Annotated in this window: 14 protein-coding genes; 5 read left to right on the top strand and 9 right to left on the bottom strand. The window is 45.2% G+C overall.

Annotation, left to right across the window (positions count from 1 at the left end; translation table 11 throughout):
- The first annotated feature begins 3 nt into the window (after positions 1–3).
- Entirely contained in the window at positions 4–1209 is a 1206-nt protein-coding gene (locus tag FEM55_RS03765) for a GAF domain-containing sensor histidine kinase (protein ID WP_229209076.1), read from the top strand.
- 32 nt (positions 1210–1241) lie between these two features.
- Here the strand turns inward: FEM55_RS03765 and FEM55_RS03760 are convergent, their stop codons facing one another.
- On the bottom strand, positions 1242–1703 hold the full coding sequence (locus FEM55_RS03760) for an SRPBCC family protein (protein ID WP_138279960.1): 462 nt from the start codon (positions 1701–1703) through the stop codon (positions 1242–1244).
- A 224-nt stretch (positions 1704–1927) separates the two neighbouring features.
- On the opposite strand from FEM55_RS03760, the gene FEM55_RS03755 reads away from it, so the two are divergent.
- Positions 1928–3151 (top strand): RsmB/NOP family class I SAM-dependent RNA methyltransferase, encoded by a 1224-nt coding sequence (locus tag FEM55_RS03755; RefSeq protein WP_138279959.1) that lies wholly within the window; start codon positions 1928–1930, stop codon positions 3149–3151.
- Positions 3152–3160: 9 nt separating this feature from the next.
- On the opposite strand, the gene FEM55_RS03750 is transcribed toward FEM55_RS03755, so the two are convergent.
- The gene (locus tag FEM55_RS03750; protein WP_212748287.1) at positions 3161–3505 is read right to left on the bottom strand and encodes a DoxX family protein; all 345 of its coding nucleotides are present in this window, start codon (positions 3503–3505) and stop codon (positions 3161–3163) included.
- Positions 3506–3794: 289 nt separating this feature from the next.
- Here FEM55_RS03750 and FEM55_RS03745 point away from each other — a divergent pair, with 289 nt between their 5' ends.
- Positions 3795–3983: a hypothetical protein gene (locus FEM55_RS03745; protein ID WP_138279957.1), complete on the top strand. Its 189-nt coding sequence runs from the start codon at positions 3795–3797 to the stop codon at positions 3981–3983.
- A 39-nt stretch (positions 3984–4022) separates the two neighbouring features.
- Here the strand turns inward: FEM55_RS03745 and FEM55_RS03740 are convergent, their stop codons facing one another.
- Positions 4023–4859 carry a ThuA domain-containing protein gene (locus tag FEM55_RS03740; protein ID WP_374756466.1) on the bottom strand — a complete coding sequence of 279 codons (837 nt, stop codon included), beginning with the start codon at positions 4857–4859 and terminating at the stop codon, positions 4023–4025.
- Positions 4860–5125: 266 nt separating this feature from the next.
- On the opposite strand from FEM55_RS03740, the gene FEM55_RS03735 reads away from it, so the two are divergent.
- A complete protein-coding gene (locus FEM55_RS03735) occupies positions 5126–7243 on the top strand; it encodes a Tex family protein (RefSeq protein ID WP_138279956.1) in 2118 nt (705 codons plus the stop codon).
- Positions 7244–7289: 46 nt separating this feature from the next.
- Here FEM55_RS03735 and FEM55_RS03730 read toward each other — a convergent pair whose 3' ends face one another.
- Entirely contained in the window at positions 7290–7736 is a 447-nt protein-coding gene (locus FEM55_RS03730; RefSeq protein WP_138279955.1) for an SRPBCC domain-containing protein, read from the bottom strand.
- A gap of 105 nt (positions 7737–7841) precedes the next feature.
- On the opposite strand from FEM55_RS03730, the gene FEM55_RS03725 reads away from it, so the two are divergent.
- Entirely contained in the window at positions 7842–8321 is a 480-nt protein-coding gene (locus FEM55_RS03725) for an SRPBCC family protein (RefSeq protein WP_138279954.1), read from the top strand.
- On the opposite strand, the gene FEM55_RS03720 is transcribed toward FEM55_RS03725, so the two are convergent.
- The 5 genes from FEM55_RS03720 to FEM55_RS03700 all read right to left on the bottom strand — a co-directional run bounded on the left by FEM55_RS03720 (position 8293) and on the right by FEM55_RS03700 (position 14211).
- On the bottom strand, positions 8293–9615 hold the full coding sequence (locus FEM55_RS03720; RefSeq protein WP_229209075.1) for a porin: 1323 nt from the start codon (positions 9613–9615) through the stop codon (positions 8293–8295). The two genes, FEM55_RS03725 and FEM55_RS03720, sit on opposite strands and share 29 nt — an antisense overlap.
- A 292-nt stretch (positions 9616–9907) precedes the next feature.
- Complete coding sequence (locus FEM55_RS03715) at positions 9908–10561, bottom strand: NAD(P)-dependent oxidoreductase (protein WP_138279953.1); 654 nt, start codon at positions 10559–10561, stop codon at positions 9908–9910.
- Positions 10562–10626: 65 nt separating this feature from the next.
- Positions 10627–11037 (bottom strand): Rrf2 family transcriptional regulator, encoded by a 411-nt coding sequence (locus FEM55_RS03710; RefSeq protein ID WP_138279952.1) that lies wholly within the window; start codon positions 11035–11037, stop codon positions 10627–10629.
- A 439-nt stretch (positions 11038–11476) separates the two neighbouring features.
- The gene (locus FEM55_RS03705) at positions 11477–11881 is read right to left on the bottom strand and encodes a DoxX family membrane protein (RefSeq protein ID WP_138279951.1); all 405 of its coding nucleotides are present in this window, start codon (positions 11879–11881) and stop codon (positions 11477–11479) included.
- A gap of 122 nt (positions 11882–12003) precedes the next feature.
- A complete protein-coding gene (locus FEM55_RS03700) occupies positions 12004–14211 on the bottom strand; it encodes a T9SS type B sorting domain-containing protein (protein WP_138279950.1) in 2208 nt (735 codons plus the stop codon).
- Positions 14212–14231 lie beyond the last annotated feature (20 nt).

Genomic DNA, 14231 nt, shown 5'->3' with positions numbered 1-14231 from the left:
CCTGTGGTACCTGAAAATGAACTGGAAAGGCTGATGAGCCTCGTGGAACTGGATGTCGATTACTCCGATCATCAGCATAGCTTTAAGGATCTGGCCAAGTTGGCTGCCAAGGTTACGGGAACCAAAATATCGCTTGTAAACCTCATTGATTCCCTGACACAATGGACTATTTCCAATTACGGAATGGATGTGGAGCAAATGCTGAGAGAGGAATCCATATGCCAGTACACGATCATGGAACAGGATCATTTTGAAGTGGATGATCTTTCGGCAGATGAACGTTTCAAGGACAAACAGTATGTAAACGGCGACCCAAACCTGCGCTATTACTACGGTGTTCCGCTCAAAACAATCAACGGTCATCAGATTGGTGCGTTATGCGTCCTGGATTATGAACACAAATCGCTTGATCCGGAAAAGATTGAATTGATGAAAATCATTGCAGATGAGGTTGTCACCCGCCTTCAGACATTGAAGGTCATGGATAATCTGAAATCTAAATTGCTGGAAGCAAAGCAAATGCAAAAAAAGGTGGCCCATGACATCCGCGGGCCGCTCGGCGGCATCGTGGGTCTGGCTCAGATTATCCGTGACCAGGGCTATAACAATCAGATGGACGAAGTACTCGAATTTATATCGCTGATTCATAAAAGCGGCAATTCAATACTGGATCTGGCAGGAGAGATTCTGGAAACAAGTAAAGACAAAGCTTTGCCTGACCGTTCCAAAACTCCGGATACGGGCATTTTCAATCTGAATGTTTTCAAAGACAAACTGATTAAACTGTACAGTCCGCAGGCAAAGCACAAGAATATATTGTTTACGGTTATTACAACACCACTGACCGAAAACATCGCGCTTCCCAAAAACAAACTGTTGCAGATTACCGGCAATCTGATCAGCAATTCAATGAAATTTACGCCTGTTGGCGGACATGTAACAGTTGATCTTCAGTTAACGACCAGTGGCGAACAGGTTGTTTTGTACATAACCGTTTTTGATAACGGAATTGGCATAAGTGAAGAAAGCATCGAGGATATTATGTCTGAAAATGCAGTATCAACAGAAGGAACCAGTGGTGAAAAAGGGTACGGGTTTGGCCTGTCGCTGGTAAAACATCTGGTCAGCAGTCTGAACGGAACCATGCAGATTACTTCCAGAACAGGCGAAGGAACCACCTTCAATATCAGGCTGCCCCAAAATTTCTGATAATCCGGTTTAATCCGGTTTGTCGGAACTGATTAATCCACTGGTCTGGACATTCTTGCTTCCAGTTGCTGCAACAGCGCCGGCCACGCTTCCTGATGCCTGTCTCTTGATGTTTCATCCGGAAATCCGGTATGCGTAAGATGCAGATGTGTTCCGTTTGCATGAACCGAAAGTGTTATGGTCAAAACCGTTTCACTTCCTTTAGTACCGTTTTCTCCTGAGACCCAGGTTAATTCAATTTGGTTGTGCTCCATGCACAGAAAGCGGCCGTAATGCGGATAGCGGATGCCTTCATGCATGGTTTCAAAATAGAACGGTGCATTCACTTCGGGCTTTCCCAGAAATGAAGCAGGAGAAGCCAGCCACAGGTCAAGTTGTATGGTCCAGGCGCTGAACAGTGTTTCCATGGATAGCGCCATTAACCGTTCCGCCTGCAGACTATATGGACGTGTGGACAAATCAGGCGGACAGATGACAACAGGGGTCGTTTCCATATGTATAATCCATTTCGGTTTATTATTTTTTTATTCTTTCGTTCCGGAAACCAAGTCTCCATATCATTCAGCGTATTGGCTCCTCTGTTGCTCACCATTTAAAAACCATGCCTTGATGCCTTTTTGTTGCTTTGTAAAAAAGACATTGCCAACTTTACCGGATCACAGCCGCTGGTTTTCAATGCTGGCAAAACCTGAATTGTTAAAATAAAAAAGAACATACTTTGAAATTATATAAAGGACTTGTTGCTGCGACGGTAGACGCATTGTACAACATTTTTGTTAAAAACCGCCAAGCAGATCGCGTGGTGGAGCAATTACTGAAGTCAAACAAAAAGTGGGGCGCCCGCGACCGTGCATTCATTGCCGAAAACACGTATGAAATGGTTCGCTGGTGGAGACTGATCAAGTATGCAGCTGAAATTGAAAAGGCATTTGAACCGGAAGATTTCTGGAAACTGGCGGGTGCCTGGCTGATCATCAAACCACGGCATCTTGGCAGGGAAGAAGACGGAATTTTACCGCAGTGGCCGGAGTTCGAAGGCATCCATGCAGAAACGGTTCTGGAAAGATATACCCGGGCATTAAGTACAAGAAAATTGGCTCAGTCCGTGCCGGACTGGATGGATGAGACCGCTGCACAGGAGCTGGGCACCAAGTGGGATGAAGAATTGACAGCTCTGAACCAGCAGGCACCGGTTACAATCCGGGTAAATACGCTGAAAGCCGATCTTCAGACGGTCATAAATACCTTCGGACCCGAAAATATTTCGCAGGTTGCCGGAGTTCCGGAAGCATTGATTTTAAAAAAACGCCAGAACGTGACCGGAACGGATGCTTTCAGGCAAGGATTTTTCGAGGTTCAGGATGCGGGTTCCCAGCTGATAGCGCCGTTTCTGGATATTAAGCCGGGAATGAGCGTAATAGATGCCTGCGCAGGTGCCGGCGGCAAAACACTGCATATCGCAGCTCTCCTTGAAAACCAGGGCTCCATGCTGGCTATGGATATTGAGCAGCATAAACTGACCGAACTGGTAAAAAGGGCTGAACGAAATGGCGTCAAAAACCTGGAAACGCTGCTGATTGATGACGAGCTGGCACTTAAGAATCTTGTCGGAACGGCTGACCGGCTTTTGCTGGATGTTCCATGCTCGGGGCTGGGTGTTCTGCGAAGGAATCCGGATACCAAATGGAAGCTGAAACCGCAGTTTCTGAACTCGATCCGTCAGGTTCAATGGCAGATTCTGGATCATTATTCCGAGCTGGTCAAAAAAGGCGGCAAAATGGTGTATGCCACATGCAGCATTCTTCCGTCGGAGTCCGAAGATCAGGTGAAAAAGTTTATGAAGTCCAGAAAAAAGGAGTGGAACTTGATTTCCGAACACAGAACTTCCGTGGCGCAGGACGGCTTTGACGGTTTTTATATGGCCTTGCTGGAACGGAAATAAGGTGCTGTTTCAAAATGGCCAAACTGAAAAATACCACACCCAAAGAATCAGAAAAATTTGAAATGGAACCCGGAACCACAAATAACCGAGGCCCTTTCCATTAAATGAGTTTTTCTGATAATCAACTTTACGAATGGCTGCATGGATATTGGCAGGAAGGATCAGCAGAAAAAAAACAATCAGGAAAATGCCGGTTACATACCTTAAAGAGGGAAACAACAACGCAATGCCGGCAACAATTTCCATCATGCCGGTAATCAAAACCAGTGCTTTCCTGTAAGGAAATATTTTCGGGATCATCAACTGCATACCCTTAGAAAACTTGAAATGGCCGATGGCAGTAAAACACAGCATTACGCACATAGCAATGTTGCCGCAAAGCAAATATTCCCAACTTCCCGAATACATTTTTGTTATACCCAGACTTGCAAAAAAACTAATCAGTAAGACGATAAATACGGGCATATTCCTAAAAAATAAAAGTTTACTTAATCAATGGATTTCTGTCTTGCAAAAATCGGATTGAACATCATTAAATGCAGATTTTTGGTTCAGGGCATGATTTTTTCTGGCTTATGAAAATATTCATCAAACTGAATTTCGGATTTTAAAACCTCAAGTTCAGTTACTAAACGCCAAACGTATGCCTGACAAACAAAAACCGGCGCCAAGCACGCCAGAACCCGGACAAACTGCGCCTTTGAACACAAAACCGAATGTGCAGGGACCAGATGCACCGGAAGTCAATACCGGAACAAGAATGGAGCCGGAAGTCCCGCAACAGGACATTGATCCGGAAGATGTAGGTGCGAAAGATTCTGAACCGGCATAAATAACCAGGCACCCGGCAAATGGATACGCCGGGTGCCGTTTATTTGTTTCCTAACCAGATTAAAGCATTCACTAAAAACTGGTTTTGAATGTCATTATCGAATGTGAATGACAATTCTTTATCTGTCTTGTTCTCATAATCAATATCATTATGGCCCATGTTCAGGTAAATCATTTTATACTTCCGGTTTGTCCAAACCACCGGATAATAACCGCTTTTCCATATTTCATGCTGCTTTGGACCTGTTCCCAGAGGAAAACTGGACGGATCAATGGATAACAGAATCTGAATATCTTTATTTTGAGTCAGGTCGTTTTCCCATCGGTACCATTCATTCGGAGAAGCCTTGAAAGTAGCAGGAATTCCCTTTAAAGCCGGATGATTCCTGTTTTCTGCTCTTAAAACAGCCGAAGTCGGACGCCATGTGTTGCTTTTGTACTGGCCGGAACCCAGAAATTCGTTGTGGTACCATTTCCAGTTTTGCGGGTACGCAGAAGGCGTAAGTGCAAATGCCGCAAAGTGAAAGCCCATCCATGCGCCGCCGTTTTCCATATACTTCCGAAAAGCCTCACGTTGTTCTAGCGATTCCGGCCGCGTATCCAGGAAAATCACAACCTGGTATTTGGCAAGAAATTCAGCATTCAGATTATTCCAGTTACTTGTGGTATCGTATGTAAAATCATTCTTTTCCGCCAGTTTGGGAAAGTTCCGGTTTGCCTCGTTCACAAAACTGACATGTGCCTTGTCGTTTTTCCCGGTAAAAAAGGCAATGACCCGGAACAATGGCTTTTGCTGCGCCTTTGTAATTCCGCAACTCAGGTAAATGGCAGTCATAAACAGCCATGCAATACGCATTTTATGTACAGGCAACAGCATTATGTTTGAAAGTCAGGATGGTTTGATATGGAAAACGCGTGTTAAATATAGGCGGAAATCAGAAGGATGCTTTTGAATGACACGGAAATTATAATAGCTGCAGGTTTGTCCGGATACAGTGTTTGCGGGAACATACGTGATTAATGCAGTAAATTTCTGTTTTATTTGCTGCAATAAATAAATGGCCCGTTCTTAAACAACATTGACAAACCGGCCGTTTGTCCATAGTACAGGAATTGAAATTTTGGTTTAATTGCATGACAAGTATGAATTATCCGCTTATTGCGCAGCACACAGGCATTTCTGAGAAGCAGGTCAGGAATACGGTGCAGCTTTTTGAAGAGGGAGCAACGCTGCCGTTCATATCAAGGTACCGGAAAGAAGCAACAGGCGGTCTGGACGAGGTGCAGATCGGCGCCATTAAAGACGCATGGCAGAAGCAGCAGGAAGTAGAAAAACGCAGGGAATTTATCCTGAAAAATATCGATGAGCAGGGAAAACTTACGCCGGAGCTGAAAAAACGCATTGAAAGCGTATTTTCCATCATTGAACTGGAAGATCTTTATCTGCCATACAAGCAGAAAAGAAAAACCCGTGCGACCCTTGCAATTGAAAAACGGCTTGAACCGCTGGCCCGGCTGATATTTTCAGGAAAAGAAACGAATCCCATACAAAAAGCACGGACTTTTCTGAACGATCAGGTCCTTTCGGCAGAAGATGCCTTGAACGGCGCACGGGACATCATGGCGGAATGGATCAACGAAAATCAGGATGCCAGAAGCCGTGTCCGCATTCTGTTTCAGAAAGAGGCGGTCATTACTGCAAAGGTTAAAAAGAAGAAAGAAGAAGAAGGTGTGAAGTACCGCGATTACTTTGAGTTTTCGGAGCGGCTTTCCCGCATACCGTCGCACCGGCTGCTGGCGATTCGCCGCGGTGAAGAGGAAGGCATACTGAACGTGGATATTTCCGCGGATGAAGATCAGGCACTCACTCTATTGGAAAGGCTTTTTCTGCAAGGTCCGCCGGCTTGCAGGGATCAGATAGTGCTGGCATTGACGGATAGTTACAAACGGCTTCTGAAACCTTCCATTGAAACGGAATTTGCCGGTTTGTCCAAGGAAAAAGCCGATACGGCCGCCATTCAGGTATTTACCGAAAATCTGCGTCAGCTGCTGCTTGCCTCTCCGCTCGGACAAAAAAAGGTGCTGGCTATTGATCCGGGCTTTCGTACCGGCTGCAAAGTCGTGGTGCTCGATAGCCAGGGAAACTTACTGGCCGATCATGTCATTTATCCGTTTGATAAACCTGCGGAAGCACGCAACAAACTGGCTGATGCCATCGCCAAGTTTCAGGTAGAAGCGATTGCGGTTGGAAACGGTACTGCCGGGCGTGAAACGGAGGATTTTGTTAGAAGATTACTGGAGGAAAGTGGTAAAATAGCAGAAATCGGATTGTTTATGGTCAGTGAACAGGGCGCTTCCATTTACTCGGCTTCGGAAGTTGCGCGGGAGGAGTTTCCGGATAAGGATGTAACCGTTCGCGGTTCGGTTTCCATTGGCCGGCGGTTGATGGACCCATTGGCGGAACTGGTTAAGATTGATCCGAAATCCATCGGAGTAGGGCAGTACCAGCACGATGTAGACCAGAATTCATTGCGAAATGCTTTGGATGTAGTCGTGGAAAGCTGCGTAAATTCCGTAGGCGTAAACCTGAACACGGCAAGCAAGCATTTACTTCGCTATGTATCAGGGCTTGGGCCTGCGCTGGCGCAGAATATCGTGGATTTCAGGGCTAAAAACGGGAATTTTAAGACACGTCAGCAATTATTGAAAGTGCCGAGGCTTGGTTCCAAGGCATTTGAGCAGGCAGCAGGTTTTCTTCGAATTCAAAATGCAGATAATCCGTTGGATTCCAGTGCAGTACATCCTGAAAGATACGGTCTGGTGGAACAAATGGCTAAAGATGCGGGTACGACCATCCGGGAACTGATGCAGAAACCTGAACTCAGAAAGCAGATCAGGCCCGAGAAGTATGTATCCGATGCGGTCGGGCTGCCTACTTTAAAGGATATTTTACTGGAACTGGAAAAACCTTCGCGCGATCCGCGAGCCGGGATGAAGCCATTTGAATTTGACAGCAGTGTCAGAAAACCGGAGGATTTGAAAACCGGAATGATCCTGCCGGGTATCGTAACCAACATCACAGCTTTCGGTGCTTTTGTCGATATTGGCGTTAAACAGGACGGCCTGGTGCACGTTTCTCAATTGGCCGACCGGTTTATCAAAGATCCGAATGAAGTTGTACGTCTTCAGCAGATTGTAAATGTGAAAGTGACGGAAGTAGATCTGGCACGCAAACGGATTGCTCTCAGCATGAAGCTGTAAATTAAAAAGTACTTTCCGAAATGCCTGTTTCGGAAAGTACTTTTTTCTATAAAACGTGCTTTGATTTTTCTTCAAGAATATTTTTCAGGTTGTGCATGACGGACATCCAGTTTTCCTCAGCTCTTACAACTTCTTCTTCGGTCTCCAGATTGTCCTGCGTAATGGTCAGCGTAGTTTCGTTGTCAAACGGAGCGATATGATAAGTAACATGCGCGTAATTGTCTTCGTAATCTTCTGAGCCTGCAAGCGGACTCCAGTAGGAATAGCTTAATACCCTCTCCGGTATGATTTCCAGGATCGTTCCTTTATCCACGTAAGTTTTACCGTCCCAGGTCCCCGTAAAAGTTATCGGGCTGCCTACTTCCCAGCCGGAACTAACTTCGGCGCCGTGCATGTATTTCTTAACAGTTTCCGGATCAATCAACGCTCTCCACACTTTCAGAGGGTTTGCATAAATGGATAAAGATGTGGTCGCAATCATTTTTCTGTTCATGGTGCTATGGAGTTAAGTTAAGATACAAAAGTTAAGAAAATCATGCCACCTGACGTTCAGGCTGGCCTGGTTATTTAGCGGGTTATGTTAATCAATCATAAAGCAATGCAAGAGTTGTATTTTACACAAAAGCTGCCCATTTCTCTCGAGGAAGCCTGGACGTTTTTTTCCAACCCGGCTAATCTGAAAGAAATTACTCCCTCGCACATGGGATTTGTGGTAACTTCGTCGCACCACGGTGAAAAAATGTACGCCGGCCAGATCATCCGGTACATTGTCAAGCCTGTTCTGGGCATTCCGTTGAAATGGGTCACAGAAATCACCCATGTTTCCGAAAATCATTATTTTGTGGACGAGCAGCGTTTCGGGCCGTATGCTTTCTGGCACCATCAGCACCGTTTTACAGCCATTGATGAAGGCGTTTTGATGGAAGATATTCTTCATTACAAGGTTCCGCTCGGATTCATCGGCAATTTCGTTGACGCGGTGTTTGTCCGGAACGAGGTCAATAACATTTTCAGGTACCGCAAAAAGGTACTGGAAGAACGCTTCGGAACTAGAAGCTATATTGCACGCGGCATGTAAGTACATCGTCCCGCACGTCTTTTTCAAACCCTTTTAACGCTGACTTTTCATTTCGGACCAAATCGTAATACAAGGTAAATTTCAACGACTCGTTGGCCACGTAAACATAACCCATTCCGACAGTATCGAAACGGAGATCCGCTTTGCTGAAACCGGCCGTATTGGTCAGCGCATTTCCTGAAACCTTTGAATTGGGATCATACCAGTCGTATTTCAAAACAAACAGGTGATTCAGGCTGCCAAGGTGCTGCAGGAAATAAAAATAGGCCCCGTTGAAATTCCTGACATACAACGGATCTTTCACACCATTTGAAACCGGATATACGCCCGGCGTTTCGCTGCTTCCCGAAGTGGCAGTCTGTTTTCCGAACACGTACTCGGCACGGAACTCCGTTTTACCCGTCCGGTTCGGAAAGAAAATCTGGAAATCGGCACCGGCATACTTGCGCGGCAGAACTTTGGCGTAATTACTGTCCGAAGAATCCTTGACAGCCCGAAATGCATTTTCCTTCATCCTGGTTTTATAAACCGTTTCGGACTGGCTGGTGATGCCGCCTGCGTAACCCGAAATGGCTGCCGACAGTGTGGCTCCGCCAAGTGCATGAATGCGCGTTGGTTTCAGACTGATCCTTCCGATCACATCTTTATGGCTGTCATACTCTGAGGTACCGGACATGCCTTGCCCGTTGAATACGCCGACATCCAGTTTGAGTTTCTGCGACCAGCTTAAACTTTTTCGGCTTGTTACGGTTAACATCATTCCAATGTCCCGCTCGGTTCTCATCAAAAGCTGCGACATCCTGCCGCGTTCCGGCGACTCCCGGTTTGCCGAAGACAAGTTTACTTCATGTCCGAACGGACGTGCAAACATGCCCGTTGTCAGTGCAAAAATCCGGAACTTGTTTTCATAAAACCGGCCCCAGAAATCCCGGATGGCGACGCCGCGTTCCGTACCGTCAAACTGAAAAACAAAGTAGGAAGTTGGATCATTGTTTTTATTCAGATGCGCGTAATCCACGCGCAGTCTTCCGCGGCGCAGCGTAAAGCGGTTGTTTGACATGGGTGAAAAATTGCCGCCCGCAAAGGTTTCCGCGCCTTCCTGGAGTGTGTACTGGAACTGAGGCTGTATGTATCCGCTGATCCGGACCCGGTTGTACCGTTCATAAATGGAAAGCATTCCTTTTCCCATCTGGTTTGTTGTATCCACCAGATCCATCAAAAACCGCTGTGCATTTGCCTGTGGTGCAACAAGGAAAGCCAAAAGGAGAACAGCTGCGGTAAAAAGTCGCTTCATCACTTGATATTAAGATAACATTCAAGATGCAAAGAACTTTATCCCGCTTCACATTAGCAGTATAATGAGCCAAATAATTTACAAAATCTTAAAATGGAAATCTTGTAAATAAATCAGAATATGTTAAGTCACTTATGGTTAAACCATTAATTCAATATACTAATAGTACATTTAAAATTTATAAAGCTTTACGTATGTATTGTTCTTTCTAAATGCTACATACATTTTTTAGGTACAAGACATATTGACCTTACAGTATGCCTTGTACTTATTTTCCTTTTTTCAAATACTTTTAGTATGCAGCGGTAAAGCGCTTTTTAACAAAGTTGGATTGTTCAATTTCGTCCGCAATGGCTACGGCAAGGTCTTCTGCCGAAATGATGCTTCTGCCTTTTTCGTTGAAAACAGGATTGTCCTCACCGGTTCTGTAAACACCTTTTCTCACGCCTGACGTTCCCGGATGCATTTCAATCGCAGGGCTCAAAAAAGTCCAGTCCAGCTCGGTTTCCGTTTTGATCAGGTTCAGGTAATCTCTTGCGGCACTTGCGCCGGCCTTGTATTCTGCAGGGAAATCCGGCGTATCAACAAGCTGCACCCCGGGCGCCACTTCGAGGCTGCCAGCCCCGCCAACAACCAGCAACCGCTTGATTCCCGATTGTTTTACACCTTCCTGAATGGATTTGTAACCTTCAATGGAATCCTTGTAAATATTCGGATTGGTCCAGCCGGGATTAAATGCGCTGATTACAGCATCATTGCCGGCCACGGCTTCAGAAACCTCGGACGAGTTCAGAATGTCCGCGGGTTTAAGCGTGATCAGTTCGTTTTCCAGCGTTATTTTTTCCAGATTTCTGGCGATGGCCGTCACTTGATGATCGCGTGAGACCAGTTCTTCCAATACTTTGGAGCCGACAAATCCTGTGGCTCCAATCAATGCAATTTTCATACGTATTTTGTTTTAAGTTTTAAAGATTACTGTTATAATAAATGTTACAGTTTTGTGCAAAGAAATTAACTGAACTGTTTATGAAAATCAGACAAAGATTTCCTTTCCAGACTCAGCAGCAATGCTTTTTCTGCTTCATCGTAAAGACTGTCCAGATGCTTGTTGATTTCCTTTCCGACGTCACATTGCGGGTTGGGCGCGTTAATGCTTTTTCCGAGCAGATCCTTTTGTCTGACGGCTTTGTAAACGTCAGACATGAAAATTTGTTCCGGGTTTCTGGCAAGCCTGTTACCGCCCGATTTTCCTTCTTTACTGATTACCAGTCCGTGTTCCCGAAGATTACTAAGTTCCTTGCGTACCAGTACCGGATTGATATTAATGCTTCCGGCGAGATACTCGGAAGGTACCCATTCAGCTGCCGCATCCGCGAGGAGCGTCAGAATATGTACCGAAATAGCAAAACGTCCGTTGTTCATACTGTAACTATTATAATTACAGTACAAAAGTAGATTTAGTTTTTTGATTTAAAAAATGTGAGAAGCAATATTTTAAAAAGAAACAAAGGGCAAGCATGTAAATGCGATTTTAGCGTTATTTGAAAACTAAATTATTGATTTTCAAAGAATTTTGCTTAAAAATAATATGGTATGATTTTCTATACATTTAAAGCATTATAAACATAAAATATGTTTGAAAAATTTTATATGTGAGTTATTTAAAATACATTTAATAAATAGTAAATGTAAAATACTTATTATAAATAAAATACTTTTTAATTATTCATTAAATATTGTAAGTCTTAAAAGAAAAATACATATAATTAGAACTTGCAATTTGATCCATTTAGCTATCTATAATTTGCCTGGAAAGTACTTTCCTTTTCATTTATATAATACGCAGAAAAAGAATCCCCGGCTACTTACGGAATTTCTGATCCAGTGAAAACTGGTTATACAGGTCTGTATAGCAGAGCAGAACTGCAAAGAATGCGGCATGTAAAAGCTGGGACGGAATAGCACTCCATTCCTCAATCATGGAAGATCCGAATAGGAGAGCGACCATAACCAATCCAGCCGCCATGAGCGCATTGCGTGTAAATAATCCAAGCAGAAGCAAGAGCCCGATTGTGAATTCGGCCACGGGCAGTACGTAACTGAAAGGAATTACGATTGCATCCGGAAGCATGGATTTCTGAAACTGCTCGACCATCCAGTGACTGAATCCGTTTAGTTTTGGCAAGCGTACGAGTCCGTGCCCGAACATACTCATGCCGGCCGCAAGCCTGGCCATCAGAAATCCCCATTGAAAATTGTCAGTCATTGCATGCATTGGTTATAGTTTCCAATGACTAACAATGTCCGTTTTGTTAATGTTTCCCGGAAACCGGGTAAATACGCCCGAATGCATTCTTTGCGTCATCAACATTGCATGCAAGAGGCGCGTTATTTCAGTACCGTGATGCCGCCTTTGTACGTTCGTGCCGTATACTGGATCAGAAAGTAATAGTAGCCGCCGGAAATGTCTGCCGGGCACCAGTTGTTTTCCTTTACTTTGGAATAATAAACCTGTTTTCCCCAGCGGTTATAAACGGTCACGTCCCTGAACTGATCGGAGCAGTTGCCTTCAGGTAAATCCTGAAGAAAAAGACAGTCATTTTTGCCGTCGCCATTGGGCGTAATGACATTCGGGAACTCCGGAAATTCAGTAAAGGAATTGTCCTTGACGGTCACTTTCACCGTGGTCGTATCGTTTGCCGAACTGCAGCTTTTATCCTGCGCTATAAAATCAATTACAAATGTTTGCTCACCTTTTCCGTTCAGCAAAGCGCAGTCCGGGTTCCATCCATAGGGTGAAATGACTTCGCGTGTTCCGGTCTTGTTTGCAAAGTTCATTCCGGCAGCAGGAAGGTCAAAGCCTCGTCCGGCCGCAACCAGACTGATTGTGCTGGTATCCGGATCTGTTGCAAGCACATCAAAAAGGATTTCTGACGAGTTTCCGATCGTATAGGTAATTTCCGGTTCAGGCAATGTTGTACGGACTGCAGGCGGCGTGTTCGGCGATTCGTCGACGATAAAATAAACGGGCCTGGAAACGCCAAGCGGGTTGCCTTCACAGCGCATGTCCTCTACCAGAAAGTCAACGGCCAGCGTATCGCCTTTCCTGGCATTGCAGGGCGGCGTCCACGTAAAATTCTGCTGCACGGGCGCCGTCCCGTTCACGGACTTAAAGTTCATGGCTTGATCGGCCATGTTGAAATCCCTTCCGCGGCCGGAAAGAGCAAGGTTGTCTTTGTCGGGATCCTTTCCATAAACAGTGAAACTGACCGGAACGCCTGCGGTCACATGCATGTATTCGGAAGCGAGGGAAGTAGTAATTTGCGGCGGTGCATTGCCATTGCCTTCCCGGCGGATGTAAATGTTCAAAGTATCGGTTAATGGAACCGGGCAGCTTTCATCCTCCGCTATAAGTTCGATTTTGATCGGCCTGTTGTCGTAAGTAACAAAACATTCATCCAGACAGATCTGAAATTTCAGCGTATCGTTGGCAATGGTAGTACGGAACTCGGCCGGAAGCAGCGTAAAATAATCCTTGGAATTGTTTACAGCCCTTCCGTTTACTTTTACAAGCTGATTTATGGAAGGATCGGTTACAATTACTTCAAAACAGTCAGGATCGTCTTTTTTTATTGTGATGATTTCGTTTTCCGTATAAAACACATTTTTTCCCGCAGGCTTGAACAGCAGTTTGGGCGGATCCATTTTGGGACAATCGACCACTTTAAGCTGAAAATCGCGTGTAAGCGTTCCGATTTTTTGTCCTTTCCTGTATTCATCCACTTGCACTGCAAAGACGTAGAGACCTACAAATCCGGGCGTAACCGAAAGCATTCCCGTTTTACCGTTTACGGTTAAAGGCTTGGGACCGGGAATTACATTGGAAACCGTAATGTTATCAATCCATGTAAGCCGCGGGTAAGCGGACGATCCGCGTGCGGGCTGGCTCGGATTGGCTTTGTCGGCAAAGCCCTGCATGGGCGTTACAAGGGTGTAAACGAGGCTGTCGCCATCCGCATCCGAACCTCCGAAATCAAAGAAAAAGGGTGAATTCACACAGGCATAATCGCCTTTTACCGCTGGAAAAACAGGGGAGGAGTTGCTGAATGACGTGCCGTTTTTAGTGATGGGCGGAAATTCCAGGTAAAACAGGCTTCCTGCATCTCCGGGATTTTTGATATTGGTGATCGTTCCGTTCCTGCAGCACCGGTCCCAGACCATGTAATAGCCTTCAGGATCATTGAATTCACTGGTTTCAAGCTTTACAGTCGAGCTGTAAGTGATCATGTACGTCTCCAGAGAAGATATTCCGCAGAGCGGATTTGCATACGTGACGGATTTTCGTTCTATTTTTGGGGCTTCAAGCCAGCCAATGGCTGCATTGTCCCGTTTTCTGAAAACATAGATGGTCACAAACGGATCTTCGGCGCCGGGATTGCCGTTAAGGGCATCGAAGTACATGGTGAGCCCGATATTATAATTGTAGATGCTGTTTTTGTTTTCAGTTATGAAAAGCTGCCCGCCGACGATATGCGTGGCCTTTGCAACAGTAATGACCAGCAGCATCAGAATGCATAGGATGAACCGAATTTTCATGGCTTGATGTAACAGTAAAA

The sequence above is a fragment of the Dyadobacter sediminis genome (genome assembly GCF_005860765.1).
Taxonomy (GTDB): Bacteria; Bacteroidota; Bacteroidia; order Cytophagales; family Spirosomataceae; genus Dyadobacter; species Dyadobacter sediminis.
The sequence above is the reverse complement of the archived record's forward strand: the minus strand, read 5'-3'. Positions and strand labels throughout refer to the sequence as shown.